This window comes from Streptomyces fagopyri (genome assembly GCF_009498275.1).
GTDB lineage: Bacteria > Actinomycetota > Actinomycetes > Streptomycetales > Streptomycetaceae > Streptomyces > Streptomyces fagopyri.
Map to the genome: position 1 here is coordinate 4698153 of NZ_CP045643.1, position 17677 is coordinate 4715829.

16 protein-coding genes and 1 tRNA gene are annotated in these 17677 nt (G+C 70.1%); 10 read left to right on the forward strand and 7 right to left on the reverse strand.

What is annotated here, in order from left to right; genetic code table 11:
* The first annotated feature begins 66 nt into the window (after positions 1 to 66).
* Both GFH48_RS20170 and GFH48_RS20175 read left to right on the forward strand, forming a co-directional pair.
* Positions 67 to 861 carry a response regulator transcription factor gene (locus GFH48_RS20170; RefSeq protein ID WP_153289595.1) on the forward strand — a complete coding sequence of 265 codons (795 nt, stop codon included), beginning with the start codon at positions 67 to 69 and terminating at the stop codon, positions 859 to 861.
* A 226-nt stretch (positions 862 to 1087) separates the two neighbouring features.
* Positions 1088 to 1708 carry a ScbR family autoregulator-binding transcription factor gene (locus GFH48_RS20175; RefSeq protein ID WP_153289596.1) on the forward strand — a complete coding sequence of 207 codons (621 nt, stop codon included), beginning with the start codon at positions 1088 to 1090 and terminating at the stop codon, positions 1706 to 1708.
* A 627-nt stretch (positions 1709 to 2335) separates the two neighbouring features.
* Here the strand turns inward: GFH48_RS20175 and GFH48_RS20180 are convergent.
* Entirely contained in the window at positions 2336 to 3037 is a 702-nt protein-coding gene (locus tag GFH48_RS20180; RefSeq protein WP_228120745.1) for a TetR/AcrR family transcriptional regulator, read from the reverse strand.
* A gap of 300 nt (positions 3038 to 3337) precedes the next feature.
* On the opposite strand from GFH48_RS20180, the gene GFH48_RS20185 reads away from it, so the two are divergent.
* Positions 3338 to 4561 (forward strand): sensor histidine kinase, encoded by a 1224-nt coding sequence (locus tag GFH48_RS20185; RefSeq protein WP_153289597.1) that lies wholly within the window; start codon positions 3338 to 3340, stop codon positions 4559 to 4561.
* Positions 4562 to 4688: 127 nt separating this feature from the next.
* Here GFH48_RS20185 and GFH48_RS20190 read toward each other — a convergent pair.
* Positions 4689 to 4775: transfer RNA gene (locus GFH48_RS20190), tRNA-Leu, on the reverse strand.
* A 414-nt stretch (positions 4776 to 5189) separates the two neighbouring features.
* Between GFH48_RS20190 and GFH48_RS20195 the strand changes: the two genes are divergently transcribed.
* The 7 genes from GFH48_RS20195 (at position 5190) to pknB (ending at position 13498) form a co-directional block, all read left to right on the forward strand.
* Positions 5190 to 5333, forward strand: a complete 144-nt coding sequence (locus tag GFH48_RS20195) for a hypothetical protein (RefSeq protein ID WP_153289598.1) — start codon at positions 5190 to 5192, stop codon at positions 5331 to 5333.
* Positions 5321 to 6181: an FhaA domain-containing protein gene (locus GFH48_RS20200; RefSeq protein ID WP_153289599.1), complete on the forward strand. Its 861-nt coding sequence runs from the start codon at positions 5321 to 5323 to the stop codon at positions 6179 to 6181. The genes GFH48_RS20195 and GFH48_RS20200 overlap by 13 nt, the downstream gene beginning before the upstream one ends.
* Positions 6182 to 6191: 10 nt before the next feature.
* Positions 6192 to 6716: an FHA domain-containing protein FhaB/FipA gene (locus GFH48_RS20205; protein WP_153289600.1), complete on the forward strand. Its 525-nt coding sequence runs from the start codon at positions 6192 to 6194 to the stop codon at positions 6714 to 6716.
* Positions 6717 to 6844: 128 nt separating this feature from the next.
* The gene (locus GFH48_RS20210; RefSeq protein WP_228120748.1) at positions 6845 to 8386 is read left to right on the forward strand and encodes a Stp1/IreP family PP2C-type Ser/Thr phosphatase; all 1542 of its coding nucleotides are present in this window, start codon (positions 6845 to 6847) and stop codon (positions 8384 to 8386) included.
* A 26-nt stretch (positions 8387 to 8412) separates the two neighbouring features.
* Positions 8413 to 9861 carry an FtsW/RodA/SpoVE family cell cycle protein gene (locus tag GFH48_RS20215; RefSeq protein WP_153289602.1) on the forward strand — a complete coding sequence of 483 codons (1449 nt, stop codon included), beginning with the start codon at positions 8413 to 8415 and terminating at the stop codon, positions 9859 to 9861.
* Positions 9858 to 11348, forward strand: coding sequence for a peptidoglycan D,D-transpeptidase FtsI family protein (locus GFH48_RS20220; RefSeq protein WP_153289603.1), 1491 nt, complete (start codon positions 9858 to 9860; stop codon positions 11346 to 11348). Before GFH48_RS20215 ends, GFH48_RS20220 begins: the two co-directional genes overlap by 4 nt.
* Before the next feature lie 170 nt (positions 11349 to 11518).
* Positions 11519 to 13498 carry a Stk1 family PASTA domain-containing Ser/Thr kinase gene (gene pknB / locus GFH48_RS20225; protein WP_153289604.1) on the forward strand — a complete coding sequence of 660 codons (1980 nt, stop codon included), beginning with the start codon at positions 11519 to 11521 and terminating at the stop codon, positions 13496 to 13498.
* Between the two features lie 242 nt (positions 13499 to 13740).
* Here the strand turns inward: pknB and GFH48_RS20230 are convergent, their stop codons facing one another.
* From GFH48_RS20230 to GFH48_RS20255, 5 genes are all read right to left on the reverse strand, one after another.
* Positions 13741 to 14487 (reverse strand): class E sortase, encoded by a 747-nt coding sequence (locus GFH48_RS20230; RefSeq protein WP_153289605.1) that lies wholly within the window; start codon positions 14485 to 14487, stop codon positions 13741 to 13743.
* An 84-nt stretch (positions 14488 to 14571) separates the two neighbouring features.
* Positions 14572 to 16080: a class E sortase gene (locus GFH48_RS20235; RefSeq protein WP_194280625.1), complete on the reverse strand. Its 1509-nt coding sequence runs from the start codon at positions 16078 to 16080 to the stop codon at positions 14572 to 14574.
* The gene (locus GFH48_RS20245; protein WP_153289606.1) at positions 16077 to 16715 is read right to left on the reverse strand and encodes an aminodeoxychorismate/anthranilate synthase component II; all 639 of its coding nucleotides are present in this window, start codon (positions 16713 to 16715) and stop codon (positions 16077 to 16079) included. The genes GFH48_RS20235 and GFH48_RS20245 overlap by 4 nt, the downstream gene beginning before the upstream one ends.
* Positions 16712 to 16909 (reverse strand): hypothetical protein, encoded by a 198-nt coding sequence (locus tag GFH48_RS20250; protein ID WP_194280926.1) that lies wholly within the window; start codon positions 16907 to 16909, stop codon positions 16712 to 16714. Before GFH48_RS20250 ends, GFH48_RS20245 begins: the two co-directional genes overlap by 4 nt.
* 37 nt (positions 16910 to 16946) lie before the next feature.
* Entirely contained in the window at positions 16947 to 17645 is a 699-nt protein-coding gene (locus tag GFH48_RS20255; RefSeq protein WP_153293024.1) for a class E sortase, read from the reverse strand.
* Positions 17646 to 17677: the final 32 nt, after the last annotated feature.

Sequence of the window (17677 nt, forward strand, 5' to 3'; positions counted from 1 at the left end):
TCGTCCTCAAGGTGAGCGTTCAGCAGTCCGTTCCGTGCTGACGAGACTGTGCCTCAGGAGGAGCAGATGAATCGGCAAGCCGTGGATCTACTCGACGTCCGATCGCAGCGCAATCTCCCGCACCGCCCCACGATTCCCCACCCCGGGCGGCCGGTCGCCGCCCACGCTGCCACCGACCGCCCCGGCCCGCCGGCCGGAGCCCTGCGCGTCCTGGTCGTGGAGAACGACGCCAGGGCCGCCGACTCCCTCGTCCAGGGCCTGTTGCGGCAGGGGTACGCCGCGCAGAGCGTGGCCACCGGCACCAAGGCGCTCCAGGCGCACCGCGACGCCGATCTGCTGCTGCTCGACCTCGACCTGCCCGACCTGGACGGGCTCGAGGTGTGCCGGGGCATCCGGGCGGTCTGCGACACCCCGGTCATAGCCGTCACCGCGCGCGGCTCGGAGCTCGACCGGGTGCTCGGACTGCAGGCCGGATCCGACGACTACCTGGTCAAGCCGTACGGCTTCCGTGAGTTGCTGGCACGGATGGAGGCGGTGATGCGCCGGGTACGGCAGCAGCCGGCGTCCGCCCAGGTCATCACCCACGGGCCGCTGCGCATCGACGTCGGCACCCGGGTGGCCACCCTGGACGGGGAACCGGTGGACCTGACCCGCAAGGAGTTCGACCTGCTGCACCTGCTGGCCTCGCAGCCCGGCACCGTGATGCCGCGCCGCCAGCTCATGGCACAGGTCTGGGACGACACCTGGTCCCACCGCGGCCGCACCATCGACACCCATGTCAGCAGCCTGCGCGGCAAGCTCGGTTCGAGCGGCTGGATCATCACCGTCCGAGGGGTCGGCTTCCGGCTCGGCCATCCGTAGTCCCGGGCGGTCTCGGCGACCGCCCGGGGGTACCCCGTGACCATCGCGCGGGCCCCGCACGGCCCATGTGGGAACCCCTGGAGGAACGATCGAGGACCGCGTTCGGACCGACCGAAAACCGAGCCGAACCGGAAGCGAGAACTCCCGCCCCCTGGCGGCGTGCCGCCTTGCCGATACAATACAGACCAGTCGGTAAAATTCCAGCGGGCGAGAGCAAGGACCTGGCATGGCCACACAAGAGCGCGGAACGAGGTCGAGGCACTCGATCCTGGAGTCCGCGGCCCGGGTGTTCGACGAGCGCGGCTACGACGCGGCGAGCACCAACGACATCCTGGCCCGGACGGGTCTCACCCGGGGCGCGCTGTACCACCACTTCCCCTCCAAGGAAGCGATCGCCGTGGCCCTGGTGACCGCGCACAGCGAGGCTCTCGTGGTGCCGGACCGGGCGGTGAAGCTCCAGGCCGTCATCGACCTGACCCTGGAGTTCGCCCAGCGCCTCCAGCACGACCCGGTGCTGCGCGCGAGCGTGCGGCTCGCGGTCGAGCAGACGTCCTTCTCCCGCCCGCCGCAGACCGCGTACGAGCAGTCCGGCGCCGCCATCCTGGCGCTGCTGCGGCAGGCCGAGGAGCAGGGCGAGATCCTGCCCGGCGTGGACATCCAGGAAGCCACGTCGACCATCGTCGGGGCCTTCACCGGGCTGCAGTTGATGTCGCAGGTGTACAGCAACCGCGCGGACCTGCCCGAACGCATCGGCGCGTTCTGGCGTTTCATGCTGCCCGGCCTGGCCACTCCCGGCCTGCTCGGCCGCCTCCACACCACGGTGACCGTGCCGGCCGAGGACGTCTGAGCACAGCCGAACCCCGCGAACCCCGCCGAACGGGCCGATCCCGACCGACCCGGCCGATCCCGACCGAGCCTCCCCGAACAGGCCGCACCAGGCCGCACCTCGCCGAGCGGCCAGGCGCCCCCAAGCCGCCGCCCGGCCCCGGAACCCGACCTCGCTCGCACCGGGGCACCGGAAACATGGTCACCGCCCCGGGCTCTCTCCCGCACCGCACGGGCCCCGGCTCACACGCGCCCACGCGCCCCGCGAGGCCCGGCGCCCACCCCGCCCGCACCGCACCCCGACGCCGCGCCTCGCGCCCGCCCACGCCCGCACGAGGGGCACCCCGGCGGCCGCGCCGAGAACCCGGCCCCTGACGCCGCGCCACACAAGTCCGCCCGAACAGCGTCCACGCGCACCGCGATCCCGGTCGACTCCGCGATCCCGTCCGACTCCGCGATCCCGGTCGACTCCGCCTGGAACAGGGCGCGTTGCCACACCGCCGCGCGGAACAGGCCCCCTGGGATCACCGCGCGAAACAGGCGCACCCCACCGCACCACCGCGCCGAACAGACGCGCCTGGCCAGGGCTCCGCCCGGGGTAACCGGGGCAGCCGAGGGAGTCGAGGCGGCCGAGGCCCGACGAAGCGACTCAGACGCCCTCCCCTTCCCGTCGCCCCCGCCGCCCGACCCCCTCCGTACCCACCACACCCACAGCACCCACAGCACCCACAGCACCCACAGGACCGGCGGACCCCACGACACCGGCGGCGCTCACCGCGGAGAGGGGAACGGCGACGACTCCCGCCGAGAACAACGGCCGCAGCAGAGCCCACAGCCTCTTGGACGTCTTGGCGTCCCACCACTCGGCATCCGTGTGCCCCAGCGTCTCCAGCCCCGCGGCCACCACCACGGCGAGGTCGGCGAGATCCTCCGGCGCCGGTACGGCGTCCCGGTGCGTGTCGGCGACGCGCCCGCGTACGAGCGTCAGCACGTCGTCGCGCAGCCGTGGCGGCCCGGCCGATCCGTCCACCGCCAACTGGATGCCGGCGCGGACGAGTTCCTCCGTCCGCAGGGCCTCGCAGAAGGCGATCAGGAGGCGCTCGGGGGCGTCCTCCACGGGGCTGCTTCCGAAAGCCTCGTCCATGAGCGCGACGACCCGCTCGTGCGCCTGCTCGTAGACGGCGGCGTTCAACTCCGCGATGGAGGAGAAGTGGTGGTAGAGAGCCCCCCGGCTCACTCCGGCCCGGCGGCAGATGTTGACCAGCCCCGCATCGGCGAGCCGGCCGTTCGCTATCAGTTCCGCCGCGGCACGGACGAGAGCCTGACGGGTCTGTTCGGACCGAGTCTGCATCAGGCTGCACCTGCCTATTCCTGCGCTTGGCATGAAGGAGCGCGCGGGTGCCCGAGGGCGCCAGCAACAACCGGAATCATACAACCATGCCTGTTTTACTCGACAGCCCTGTGAACGCAGACCTCCATCCAATCCCCATACATTCTGCTGCTCTTGGCCATGTCCGGACTCTTGACGGGGAGGAGATCCCGTAGACACAGCCGGTCCGGAACGCCCGCCGACCCTTGACAATCAGACAAGTCTGTTTGTTACGTTGACGATGGCCACGTTGCCCCCGGTACCCGAGCGTCGAGGAGTCCGATGAGCAGCACGACCGTCCCCGCCCCCGTCCCTCCGGCCGCCTCCGTTCCCGGCACCGTGCCGGTCGTCGGCAGCGGATTCGGCGAAGCCCTGCACGAGGGCCTGGTCCGTGCGGCGTCCCGGATGCCGGCGCGCCGCGGTCCCGTCACCGGCCCGGCCGCCGACTCCCTGGGGATCTGGGAGACCGACGCCGTCCTCGACCGCTTCAGCGCCCGGCTGCCCGCCGTACTCGCCCCCGCGGAGGCGGAGGTGCCGGCGCTGCGCGGCACGCTGACGGAGTTCGCCCGCACGGTCCTGGCGCGCGCCGCGGAGGCCGCCCCCGCCCGGTCCGCGCCACCGGCCCCCGTCGCCCCGCCCTCGGCCTCCCCCCACCAGGTGGCGGCCGCCGTCGCGCTGCTCCTGGAGTGCGCCCTGCTGCACGTCCTGGAGCACGGCATCGCGCACCGCGAGAGCGCGCTGCCGCGTGCGGTCGCGGTGGTCAGGCGCCTCGGCGAGGTGGTCCGGGACGCCGGGGAGGGAGTGTGGTCCGGCGACGACGGCCGCGGTGAGCGCCGCAGGCTGGCCCGGCAGCTCCACGACGAACTGGGCGGCGCCCTGTCCGCGGCCCACCTCAGCCTCGAAGCCGCCACCACGGCGGCCACCCCGGGATCCGCACCGCCGCCCCACACCTTCGACGCACACACCACCCAGAACTCACCCGCACCCTCCGGCTCCCCCACCACGCTCGACACCCCCACCGCCCCTCTCGCCGCCCATCTCGCGGCCGCGCAGCGGGCGTTGGCGGAAGCCGACCGGCAGAACCAGGCGCTCATCGGCGGCCTGCGCCGGCGGGCCGACCTGCCGCCCCTGCGCGAGGCCCTGGAGGCCTTCCTCGCGGGCCCCCGCCCACGGACCGGCCTCGGCATCCGGACCACCGTCGAGGTCGTCGGAGACGAGCGGACCCTCTCCGAGCGGTACCGGGAGGAGACCTTCCTGGCCCTGCGTGAGGCCCTGCGCGACCGTCTGGCCCGCTCGGGCGCGCGGCGGGTGGACACGGTCGTACGCGTCACCAGGCGCTGGCTCTACGCGAAGGTGACCGACGACGGCCCCGCGGCCGGCCCCGCCGAGGCTCCGCACTCCCTGACCGACCGGATCGACGACCTGGGCGGCCGCACCCGCGTCACCCCGGCCACCCCCACCGGAACACTCCTGGAGATCCATCTGCCCCTGCGCGGGCACCCGTGACGCCCGGTCCCCGGTGGCCCGAGAAAAATTGAGAGACAGAACACACTCGGACCTGGGCGGCCCGATCCGGGCCGGTCCCCGGGCATACGGAAGAGGGCCCATCGTGATCACGATGGGCCCTCTTCACTGGTGCGCGAGGGGGGAGTTGAACCCCCACGCCCTTGCGGGCACTGGAACCTGAATCCAGCGCGTCTGCCTATTCCGCCACCCGCGCATTGGGTGTGTCCTCCGGTGCCCCACCGTGTGGTGCGAGCGCCTTCCGACATGCAGAAGATTAGCACGGTGGCACGGGCGGATTCACATCGCTTTCGAGCGGCCCCGGTGCCCCAGGACCCCGGCCACCCCGCGTACGCCGGGGGCCCGAGCACGTCGGCGCCGCCCGACGTATCGACGAGAACCGGTTCACGTATCAACCTCGTACCGGTCCAGGCCATCTCCCCAGGAGCAGGGCAGGGTGCACAGCCGGGTGCGGGACACTGGTCCTGGGCCGCCTCTACGATCCTTGGCAGGAGTAGTGCAGGGAAGAGTTCGAAAAGGCGCCTCGCAGGGAACTCCGGGAGGGGACTTGGCAAGGCGTCGACAACCCGTCGACCGGGCCGACAGGGGGAACCAGCCGATTTCCCGGCGCGTGGATACGATCAGTAAGCAGTACCAGCACGACCAGGACGACAGCGGCCGACCGTACGACGCGGCGGGCCGTGCGCAGTACGGCACAGGCAGCACGCAGTACCAGGACGGCTACGAAGGAGGAGGTGCCCCATGGGAGTCCTGAAGAAATTCGAGCAGCGTCTCGAAGGTCTGGTCAACGGCACCTTCGCCAAGGTGTTCAAGTCCGAGGTCCAGCCCGTGGAGATCGCCGGAGCGCTGCAGCGCGAGTGCGACAACAACGCGACGATCTGGAACCGCGACCGGACCGTCGTACCGAACGACTTCATCGTGGAGCTGAGCACACCGGACTTCGAGCGCCTCAGCCCCTACTCGGGCCAGCTCGGCGACGAGCTCGCCGGCATGGTGCGCGACTACGCCAAGCAGCAGCGCTACACGTTCATGGGCCCCATCAAGGTCCATCTGGAGAAGGCGGACGACCTCGACACCGGCCTGTACCGGGTACGCAGCCGTACGCTCGCCTCCTCCACCGACCAGCAGGCACCCGAGCGCGCCCCCGCGGGACCCCCTCCGGCGTCCCCGCGCGGCCAGGGCGGCCAGAACAACCAGGGCGGCTACGGCTACCCGCCGGCGGCCGCTCCTCCCATGCCGTCCGCGCCGCCGCCCGGACGCCCGGGACCGTCGCCCATGGGCCAGCGCCCCGGCGCGGCTCCCGGCCCGGCGAGCGGTGGCCGCACGCGGCACTGGATCGAGATCAACGGCACCCGCCATCAGATCTCCCGCCCGACGCTGGTGCTGGGCCGCAGCACCGAAGCCGACGTGCGGATCGACGATCCCGGCGTATCGCGCCGGCACTGTGAGATCCGGACCGGAACGCCCTCGACGATCCAGGATCTCGGGTCCACCAACGGCATCGTGGTGGACGGGCAGCACACCACCCGCGCTACGCTCCGCGACGGCTCGCGGATCGTCGTGGGCAGCACCACCATCATTTACCGGCAAGCCGAAGGGTGAAGCGGGGGCAATGTCAGAGCTGACCCTCACGGTCATGCGGCTGGGTTTCCTGGCCGTACTGTGGCTGTTCGTGATCGTGGCCGTGCAGGTCATCCGCAGCGACCTGTTCGGAACGCGTGTCACACAGCGCGGCTCGCGCAGGGACGCCGCCAGGCCTCAGCAGGCCGCGCGCCAGGCTGCGGCGCCACCGCCGCAGCGCCAGCAGGCGCCACCGAGCGGTGGCGGACGCCAGCGCCGCGGCGCCCCTACCAAACTCGTCGTCTCCGAGGGCACCCTCACGGGCACGACGGTCGCGCTCCAGGGGCAGACCATCACGCTCGGGCGCGCGCACGACAGCACCATCGTGCTGGACGACGACTACGCGTCCAGCCGCCATGCCAGGATCTACCCGGACCGGGATGGCCAGTGGATCGTCGAGGACCTCGGCTCCACCAATGGCACGTATCTCGACCGGAGCCGGCTGACGACTCCCACGCCGATCCCCCTGGGTGCGCCCATCCGCATCGGCAAGACCGTCATCGAGCTGCGGAAGTAGTGCCACGTCATGAATGAGCGCGAGCGGAGCGAGCACGCAGCGGCGGTCCACACGAAGGACGCCGGCGCGCTCCCGACCGGAGGGTGGGCACCGTGCGGATGTACCCGGAGCCGACGGGCGAGGTGCGCATGAGTCTGTCACTGCGCTTCGCCGCCGGATCGCACAAAGGCATGATCCGCGAGGGCAACGAGGACTCCGGTTACGCCGGTCCACGGCTGCTCGCGATCGCCGACGGGATGGGCGGCCAGGCCGCCGGTGAGGTCGCCTCCTCCGAGGTGATCTCCACCATCGTGGCGCTCGACGACGACGTGCCCGGCTCCGACATCCTCACCTCGCTCGGCACCGCCGTACAGCGTGCCAACGACCAGCTCAGGATGATGGTCGAGGAGGACCCCCAGCTGGAGGGCATGGGGACCACCCTCACCGCGCTCCTGTGGACCGGCCAGCGCCTCGGCCTCGTCCACGTCGGCGACTCCCGCGCCTATCTGCTCCGGGACGGCGTCCTCACGCAGATCACCCAGGACCACACCTGGGTGCAGCGCCTCGTCGACGAGGGCCGCATCACCGAGGAGGAGGCCACCACCCACCCGCAGCGCTCCCTGCTGATGCGCGCGCTGGGCAGTGGCGACCACGTCGAACCGGACCTCTCCATCCGCGAGGTCCGCGCCGGCGACCGCTACCTGATCTGCTCGGACGGACTGTCCGGCGTCGTCTCGCACCAGACGATGGAGGACACCCTCGCCAGCTACCAGGGCCCGCAGGAGACCGTCCAGAACCTGATCGAGCTCGCGCTGCGTGGCGGCGGCCCCGACAACATCACCGTCATCGTCGCCGACGTCCTCGACATCGACTCCGGCGACACCCTCGCCGCACAGCTCTCCGACACCCCCGTCGTGGTCGGCGCGGTCGCCGAGAACCAGCACCAGCTGCACGACAACGGCGCCATGCAGACCCCCGCGGGCCGCGCCTCCGGTCTCGGCCGTCAGGTGCCCGGACAGGGCGGCGGCGAGTTCGGACCGCCCGGCAGCGGCGACGACGACGGCTACGGCTCCACGGGCGGCTTCGCCGACTACTCGGACGAGGACTTCGTCAAGCCGCGCGGCGGACGCAAGTGGCTGAAGAGATCCTTCTACTCCGTGCTCGCGCTCGCCGTCATCGGCGGCGGCGCGTACGGCGGCTACCGGTGGACGCAGACGCAGTACTACGTCGGCAGCAAGGGCGAGCACGTCGCCCTGTACCGCGGCATCAGCCAGGACCTGGCCTGGGTCTCGCTCTCGAAGGTCGAGAAGGACCACCCCGAGATCGAACTCAAGTACCTGCCGCCGTACCAGCAGAAGCAGGTCAAGGCGACCATCACGGAGGGCGGTCTCGTCGACGCCCGGTCCAAGATCGACGAGCTCGCGGTGCAGGCGTCGGCGTGCAGGAAGGACTCCGAGCGCCGCACCGCCGAGACACAGAACAAGGCCAAGGCCGGTGAGGGCGAGGCGGGTGGGACCACGGGAACCACAACCACCTCCCTGACGTCCAAGGCCACGTCCAGTCCGACGCCGACACCGAACTCGTCGAGTTCACCGTCGTCGAACCCGTCCAAGACCGCACCCACTCCCACACCCGGCCCCAGCCTCTCCGACGAGGAGCAGAAGCTGGTCTCGCTGTGCGGTAAGCAGTAAGAAGCCGTGAGGGGCCCTGTCACACCATGAGCAGTAGTACGAACACGCCGACGCACCACACGTCGACGATCGGCTCCATCGGCACGCCGAGCCGCCGCAACACCGAGCTCGCGCTGCTGGTGTTCGCCGTCGTCATCCCGGTCTTCGCCTACGCCAACGTGGGCCTGGCCATCAACGACTCGGTGCCGCCCGGCCTGCTGAGCTACGGCCTCGGTCTCGGCCTGCTCGCCGGCGTGGGCCATCTCGCGGTGCGCAAGTTCGCCCCGTACGCGGACCCGCTGCTGCTGCCGCTGGCGACGCTGCTCAACGGCCTCGGCCTGGTGATGATCTGGCGTCTCGACCAGTCCAAGCTGCTCCGGTCGCTGCCCAATTTCGCCCCCGCCGCGCCCCGCCAGCTGATGTACACCGCACTGGGCATCGGCCTGCTCGTCGTCGTACTGATCTTCCTCAAGGACCACCGCGTCCTTCAGCGGTACACCTACATCTCCATGTTCGGCGCCCTGATCCTGCTGCTGCTGCCGCTGGTTCCGGGCCTCGGCGCCAACATCTACGGCGCCAAGATCTGGATCTCGATCCCCGGCCTGGGCACCCTCCAGCCCGGCGAGTTCGCGAAGATCATCCTCGCGGTCTTCTTCGCCGGCTACCTGATGGTCAAGCGCGACGCGCTGGCCCTCGCCAGCCGCCGCTTCATGGGCCTCTACCTGCCGCGCGGACGCGACCTCGGCCCGATCCTGGTGGTCTGGTTCGTCTCCATCCTGATCCTGGTCTTCGAGACCGACCTCGGTACCTCGCTGCTGTTCTTCGGCATGTTCGTGATCATGCTGTACGTCGCCACGGAGCGGACCAGCTGGATCGTCTTCGGTCTGCTGATGTCGGCGGTCGGCGCGGTGGGCGTGGCGAGCTTCGAACCGCACATCCAGACCCGTGTCCAGGCCTGGCTCAACCCGCTGCACGAGTACAAGCTCAGCCAGGCCGGAACCCACGACGGCATCCTCCACTCCGAGCAGGCCATGCAGGCGCTGTGGGCCTTCGGCTCCGGCGGCACGCTCGGCACCGGATGGGGGCAGGGCCACTCCGAGCTCATCCGGTTCGCCGCCAACTCCGACTTCATCCTCGCCAGCTTCGGCGAGGAACTGGGCCTGGCGGGGATCATGGCGATCCTGGTCATCTACGGCCTGATCGCGGAGCGCGGCATCCGTACGGCGCTCGCGGCCCGCGACCCGTTCGGCAAGCTCCTCGCCGTGGGCCTCTCCGGCGGCTTCGCGCTCCAGGTCTTCGTCGTCGCGGGCGGCGTCATGGGCCTGATCCCGCTCACCGGTATGACGATGCCGTTCGTGGCCTACGGAGGCTCCTCCGTCATCGCCAACTGGGCGCTGATGGGCATCCTCATCAGGATCAGCGACACCGCCCGCCGCCCCGCGCCCGCGCCCGCACCCAGCCCCGACGCCGAGATGACCCAGGTGGTCCGCCCGTGAACAAGCCCCTGCGCCGGATCGCGATCTTCTGCGGGCTCCTCGTCCTCGCCCTGCTGATCCGCGACAACTACATCCAGTACGTCCAGGCGGACAGTCTGCGGACCGACACGCACAACCGCCGCGTCGCCATCGAGCGGTACGCCACCCCGCGCGGCGACATCATCGTCGACGGCAACCCGATCACCGGGGCCGTCAAGTCGGCCAAGGACGGCATCAACGACTTCGAGTACAAGCGCACCTACAAGGACGGCGCGATGTGGTCGCCCGTCACCGGGTACGCCTCCCAGGCCTTCGGCGCCACCCAGCTGGAGAGCATCGACGACGGCATCCTCACCGGCAACGACGACCGGCTCTTCTTCCGCAACACCCTCGACATGCTCACGGGCAAGAAGAAGCAGGGCGGCAACGTCGTCACCACCCTCAACGCCGCCGCGCAGAAGGCCGCGTACCAGGGCCTGCTGAAGCAGGGCAAGGGCGCCGTCGCGGCGATCGACCCCAAGACGGGCGCGATCCTGGCGCTGGCCTCCACTCCGTCGTACGACCCGTCGACCTTCGCCGGGAACTCCACCACGACGGACAGCAAGGCCTGGACCAAGCTCCTGAAGAAGAACAACCCCGACGACCCGCTGCTCAACCGGGCGCTGCGCGAGACCTACCCGCCGGGCTCCACCTTCAAGGTGGTCACCGCGGCGGCCGCGCTGCAGAACGGGCTGTACTCGTCCGCCGACGAGAAGACGGACTCGCCGCTGCCCTACACGCTGCCCGACACCAGGACCGAGCTGAAGAACGAGGGCAGCATCCCCTGCAAGAACGCGACGATGCGCGTCGCGCTGCGCTACTCCTGCAACACGGTCTTCGGCAAGATCGGCGCCGACCTCGGCAAGGACAAGATGCTGGAGGAGGCCGAGAAGTTCGGCTTCAACGAGCAGCAGTTCACGCCCGTGCGCTCCAGCGCCTCCGTCTTCCCCAAGTCGATGGACAAGCCGCAGACGGCGCTCAGCTCCATCGGCCAGTTCGAGACGGCCGCGACCCCGCTGCAGATGGCCATGGTCGCCTCGGCGGTCGCCAACGACGGCACGCTGATGAAGCCGTACATGGTCGACAAGCTGCAGGCCCCGAACCTGGACGTGGTCTCGCAGACCGAGCCGGAGAAGCTCGGCGAACCGCTCTCCAAGGACAACGCCCAGATCCTTCAGTCGATGATGGAGACGGTCGTCAAGGTAGGCACCGGCACCAACGCCCAGATCAACGAGAACGGCGTCACGGTGGGCGGCAAGACCGGTACCGCCCAGCACGGTGTGGCCAACAGCGAGAACCCGTACGCCTGGTTCATCTCGTACGCGAAGCTGGCCGACGGCAGCTCTCCGGTCGCCGTCGCCGTGGTGGTCGAGGACGAGGGCGCCAACCGGGACGACATCTCCGGTGGTGGTCTCGCGGCCCCGATCGCCAAGAGTGTGATGAAGGCAGTAATCGACAGCAAGAAGTGACCCCTGTCACGTCCCCTTCACATCGGTGCACGTTGCGATACCGGTCCTGCATCGGGTGACGGGCTAGGCCAGGTCACACAAGTCGATCCGGGTACGGTATGCCCGGACGGCACACCGCCGGACCACACATGCGTGCGGTCGGGATCGACGGAGAGGGCTGGTAGGTAGCTATGGAAGAGCCGCGTCGCCTCGGCGGCCGGTACGAGCTGGGCCAGGTGCTCGGCCGTGGTGGCATGGCGGAGGTCCATCTCGCCCATGACACCCGGCTCGGTCGCACCGTGGCGGTGAAGACGCTGCGAGCCGACCTCGCACGCGACCCGTCGTTCCAGGCCCGGTTCCGCCGGGAGGCCCAGTCGGCCGCCTCGCTCAACCATCCCGCGATCGTCGCCGTGTACGACACCGGCGAGGACTACATCGAGAACATCTCCATCCCGTACATCGTGATGGAGTACGTGGACGGTTCCACGCTGCGTGAGCTGCTCCACTCGGGACGCAGACTGCTGCCCGAGCGGTCCATGGAGATGACCATCGGGATCCTCCAGGCCCTGGAGTACTCCCACCGCGCCGGCATCGTCCACCGCGACATCAAGCCCGCCAACGTCATGCTGACGCGCAACGGCCAGGTCAAGGTGATGGACTTCGGCATCGCCCGCGCCATGGGCGACTCCGGCATGACGATGACGCAGACGGCCGCGGTCATCGGCACCGCCCAGTACCTCTCCCCGGAGCAGGCCAAGGGCGAGCAGGTGGACGCGCGAAGCGACATCTACTCGACCGGCTGTCTCCTCTACGAGCTGCTGACGGTCCGGCCGCCGTTCGTGGGCGACTCGCCGGTCGCGGTCGCCTACCAGCACGTACGGGAGGAGCCGCAGCCGCCGAGCGTCTTCGACCCCGAGATCACGCCCGAGATGGACGCGATCGTGCTGAAGGCGCTCGTCAAGGACCCGAACTACCGGTACCAGTCCGCCGACGAGATGCGCCAGGACATCGAGGCCTGCCTCGACGGCCAGCCGGTCGCGGCCACCGCCGCCATGGGCTCGGTCGGTTACGGCGGCTATCCGGACGACCAGGCCACCACGGCCCTGCGCTCCACGGACGCCCAGGCCACCTCCATGCTGCCGCCGATGAACCCTGACGACGGCGGCTTCAACAACTACGACGACCGTCCGCCCCGGCGCCGTCAGCAGCAGAAGAAGTCGAACACCTCGACGATCCTGCTGGTGGTGGCGGGAGTCCTGGTGCTCATCGGCGCGATCCTGATCGGCAAGTGGGCCTTCAGCGGCAGCAGCGACGGCGACAAGCCCTTCGCGGCCCCGAACTTCGTCGGCCAGCCCCTGGGCGACGCGAAGGCGATGGCCGCCAACGTCGAACTGACGGTGACGACCACCAAGAAGCCGTGCGAGGCCCAGCCCAAGGGCAGCGTGTGCGACCAGGACCCGAAGGCCGGCACGGACGTCAAGAAGGGCGACACCGTCGACCTGGTGGTCTCGACGGGGGCGCCGAAGGTGGTCGTGCCCGGTGTGACCGGCCAGAGCCTCGACGACGCCAAGGCGAAGCTCGAGGGCGACGGCTACCGGTTCCAGGTCAAGACGAAGACCCAGATCTCCGCGGAGGACCCGAACACCGTCCTGGACCAGGATCCGAAGCTCGGCGCGGAGGTCCAGAAGGGTACGACGATCACCCTGACCATCGCCAAGGCGCAGGAGAAGTCCACCGTGCCGGACGTGACGGGCCAGACCTGTGACGCGGCCAAGGCGCAGATGGCCGCGAAGAACCTGGTCGGCAACTGCACCGACGTGGAGACCGCGGACGACGCCCAGAACGGCAAGGTCGTCGCGACCTCCCCGCAGGCGGGCACCTCGGTCGACAAGAACTCCCCGGTGAACATCCAGATCGGCAAGAAGGCCCAGAACCAGCAGAAGGACATCCCGAACGTGATGGGCAAGACCGTTCAGGAGGCCAGGCAGATCCTGCAGCAGAACGGCTTCAACAACATCCAGTTCAACGGCGATCAGAGTGACAACGCCCGTGTCATCGGACAGGACCCCCAGCAGGGCCAGGCCGACCCGAACACGCAGATCACCCTGACCACCTTCGGCGGCAACGGGAACAACGGCGGTAACGGCGGCGGGTTCATCGGCGGCAACTAGCGGCTGAACAGGCAAGTCTGCCGACAAGGGCCCGGTACTCGTCGGAGTACCGGGCCCTTGAACATCTCGTGTGCGCTATGCCGCACGGCCTGAAGGCCGCCATCACGCAGGCGACCAGCAACCCGGGTGACCGCTTCCACACCTGCCCGGACTACCAGCCCGAGCCGGCGTGACCCGCCGCGGGCCGGATCGTGATCACCGGCCGCATACGGCACGTACCACCGCCGAAGGAGCCGTGCCGGTCAGCCGCGCAGTTCCTTCGGCGGTGTCCGCGCGCTGTCCACCTTGTCGACGCGCTCCAGCTCGCCCCAGACGACGTACCGGTCGCGGGACGTGTAGACCGGCGTGCAGGTCGTCAGGGTGATGTAGTGGCCCGGCTTCTTCCTGCCCGACTCCTTGGGGACCGCGCCGAGGACCTTCACGTTGTACTTCGAGGTCTCCGGGAGGATGCCGAAGACCTTGTACACGTACCACTTGTCCTTGGTCTCGAAGACGATCGGATCGCCCTTCTCGACCTTGTCGATGTTGTGGAACTTGGCGCCGTGGCCGTCGCGGTGGGCGGCGAGCGTGAAGTTCCCGTTCTTGCCGGTCATCGGCAGCGACGACTTGACGGGGTCCGTGTAGTAGCCGGCGACGCCGTCGTTGAGGACCTCCGTGGAGGTGCCCTTCTCGACGAGCACCTCACCGTTCTTCATGGACGGGACGTGCAGGAAGCCGATGCCGTCCTTGGTGTCCAGCGCTCCGGGGCCCTTGTCCGCCGCCCAGTGGTCGCGGACCTTGTCGCCCTGCTGGTGCGCCGCGCGGTCCGCGACGACGTTCGTCCACCACAGCGAGTAGACGACGAAGAGGCCGAGCACCAGGCCCGCGGTGATGAGGAGTTCGCCGAAGACACTGACCGCCATCGCGATCGGGCCGGGACCACGCCGTTTCGGTGCGGGCGCCTCGGCGTCGGCGTCGGCGCGCTCGTCGTGGTCGGTCCTCGCTGCCACTGTGCATCTGCCCCGTCTGGTCTGTCTCAGGTTGTCTCACGCGCTCGTCGCCCGAGGGGACAGCCCGCGCACCGCTGGATGCGCCTACCCGATGAGGGCGTCGGGCTTGCCCTTGCTGCGCGGGCGTTCCTCGACCATCTTGCCCCACACGATCATCCGGTACTTGCTGGTGAATTCCGGCGTGCAGGTGGTCAGGGTGATGTAGCGGCCGGGCCCCGTGAATCCGGACCCCTTGGGGACGGGGGCCAGCACACTTGTGTTCGAAGGGGACGTCACCGGCAGGATCGACGCCATCTTGTAGACGAAGTAGTCGTCCTGCGTCTCGACGACGATCGAGTCGCCCGGCTTGAGGCGGTTGATGTAGCGGAAGGGTTCGCCGTGCGTGTTGCGGTGGCCCGCGAGACCGAAGTTGCCCGTCTTGGCGTCCGGCATCGCCGTCTTGAGGCTGCCCTCGCCGTAGTGGCCCACCATGCCGCGGTCGAGCACCTTCGTCTTGCTGGTGCCCTCCGCGATCGGCGCGACGACGTCCAGCTTCGGGATGTGCAGGATGGCGAAACCCTGTCCCGGCTCGAACGTCCCCGGGCTCCGCTTGCCGCTCGCCCAGTCCTCCTGGAGATGGTGCGCGGCGCTGCCGGCCTGCTGGTGCGCCCGCACGTTCGACCACCACAGCTGGTAGGTCACGAACAGCAGCATCAGGACGCCGGTGGTGATGAAGGCCTCGCCGATCATCCGGCTCACGACGACCGCGGCACCGGGCTTCCGCGCCTGCGCCGCACGCCGGGCCGCCACACGGCTCAGCGGGGCCCCAGCGGCCTCCTGCGGCCCTTCCTGGGACGTCTGGGACTCCAGGGACTCCGCGGGCCCTCCGTGGCGCCCATGGCGCCGTGCGGCCTTGCGCCGGGCCGCACGGCCCCCGGGCTCGCCCGCCGGATCGTCCGCGGCGTCCGCGCGCCGCGCGGGCGCGGCCATGAGCCGTGCCTGCGAGACCTCCGAGGCCCGCAGCGCCACGGTCTCGTCGTCCAGCGGCCGGGCCGTCGTCGCGGGTACGTCGTAGCCCGGACCGGGCATCGGGGCGGGCATCGGACCGGGCGAGGCCGTGGAGGCCCCGTAGACCGGCGCGGACGGGACTGCGGGCGTCGCGTACGGGGGTGGAGCCGCCGGCGCCCCGTAGGGGGGCGTGGGCTCCTGGAAGGCCGGTGCGGCCGGCATGGCCGTCGTCGCCGGTTCCGCGTACGGCTGCCGCTGCCGGGCGGCGTCGTAGCCGCCCTGGGCCGCCCCCTGCCAGTCCTGCGCGTACCCGGCGGATGCGTCCCCCGCGTACTGGTGGTGTCCGGGCCACTGCTGACCCTGCCCGGACTGCGGTCCGGCGGTGGGGGCGGCCGGCACGCTGTGACCGGGGACGGCGTGACCGGGAGGCGTGCGGCCGGGAGCGGGCTCCGTGCCCGGGAGAGGATCGGTGAGCGGGTCCGCCAGCCGCTCGATCGCGACCTCGAACGCGCCGGGCGCCCCGTACGGCTGCTGCCCGTACGAGGACCCGTCCTCTCCGGCGCCGCCGTAGGCGCCGGACTCGCGCTCGGGGCGCAGCGCGGTCACGCCGTGGCCCTGCCCACCACCGGGGCGAGCCCCGTCGACCTCGCCACGGCACCCTGGTCGCCGCATTCCACGAGCCAGTTGGCGAGCATCAGGTGCCCGTGTTCGGTCAGCACCGACTCGGGGTGGAACTGAACGCCCTCGACCGGGAGTTCGCGGTGTCTGAGTCCCATGATGATCCCGTCGTGGGTACGGGCGGTGACCTCCAGCGCGGCCGCCACGGTCTCCGGCTCGGCCGCGAGCGAGTGGTAACGGGTCGCGGTGAAGGGCGACGGCAGGCCGGCGAAGACGCCCTTGCCCTCGTGCTCCACCAGCGAGGTCTTGCCGTGCAGCAGCTCCGGCGCACGGTCCACGACACCGCCGTACGCCACCTGCATCGACTGCATGCCCAGGCAGACGCCGAAGACGGGCACCCCGGTGTCCGCGCAGTGGCGGACCATCTCGACGCAGACGCCGGCCTGCTCGGGAGCGCCCGGTCCGGGCGACAGGAGCACCCCGTCGAAGCCGTCCTGGGCGTGCGCGGTCGACACCTCGTCGTTGCGCAGCACCTCGCATTCGGCACCCAGCTGGTACAGGTACTGGACCAGGTTGAAGACGAAGCTGTCGTAGTTGTCGACGACGAGGATCCGCGCGCTCACTGGTTGTTCACCGTCACATCGTTGAAGGGGAGCAGCGGTTCGGCCCAGGGGAAGACGTACTGGAAGAGGACGTAGACCACCACGAGGACCAGCACGAGTGAAATCAGCGCCTTCACCCACGCGCTCCCCGGCAGATGCCGCCAGATGAAGCCGTACATGCCGTCCCTTCCGTCGCACCACGGCGTCAGAGCCACGCCCCGCACCACCGGACCCACGCCGTACGGGACCAGACTAACGGCGGAGCGCCCCCGGTTTCCCAGCCTCCACGGGCTGTGTGGAATCCAGATGTGCCCAGACGATCAGCCGGTGGCTGTGCCCCCACTCCGGGTCGCAGGTGGTCAGCGTCAGGTAGCGGCCCGGAGCCGTATACCCGGACTTACGTGGCACAGCGTCGATCACCTCAACGTCCGTGGGCACGGTTTTGTAGGGGCCTTTGTCGATCCGATACGTGAACCAGGTCGTCCCGTCGGTCAGCACCACCGCGTCGCCGCGCCGCAGCCTCGGAAAATCCTTGAACGGGTCTCCGTAGGTCCGGCGGTGTCCCGCGACGGCGAAGTTCCCCGTCTGCCCCAGCTGGGCCGTCCCCCGGTAGTGGCCGAGCCCCTTCTTCAGGACACTCGTTCCGGTGCCTTCGAGCACGGGCTTGTTCCACGTGAAACCAAGACGCGGGATATACATCACCGCGAAGGGCTTGCCGTACGTATAGGAGGGCGGCGCCTTCGGGCTCTCGGTGGCCGGGGCGGCGGCCGGCGTCCCCGGCTGCCGCGCGAGTGCCCCCTTCGACCACTGCCGCTGGAGCTGGTCGATCTGGTGGCCCATCTCGCTGTCGGCCTTCACGCCCGTCCAGAACAGCACGTAGACCACGAAGAGCACGATCAGCGTGCCGACGGTGATGCAGAGTTCGCTCAACGTCCTGACGACCACTCGCACCGACACAGGCCCCCCCAGCGGCAGCGGCTCCG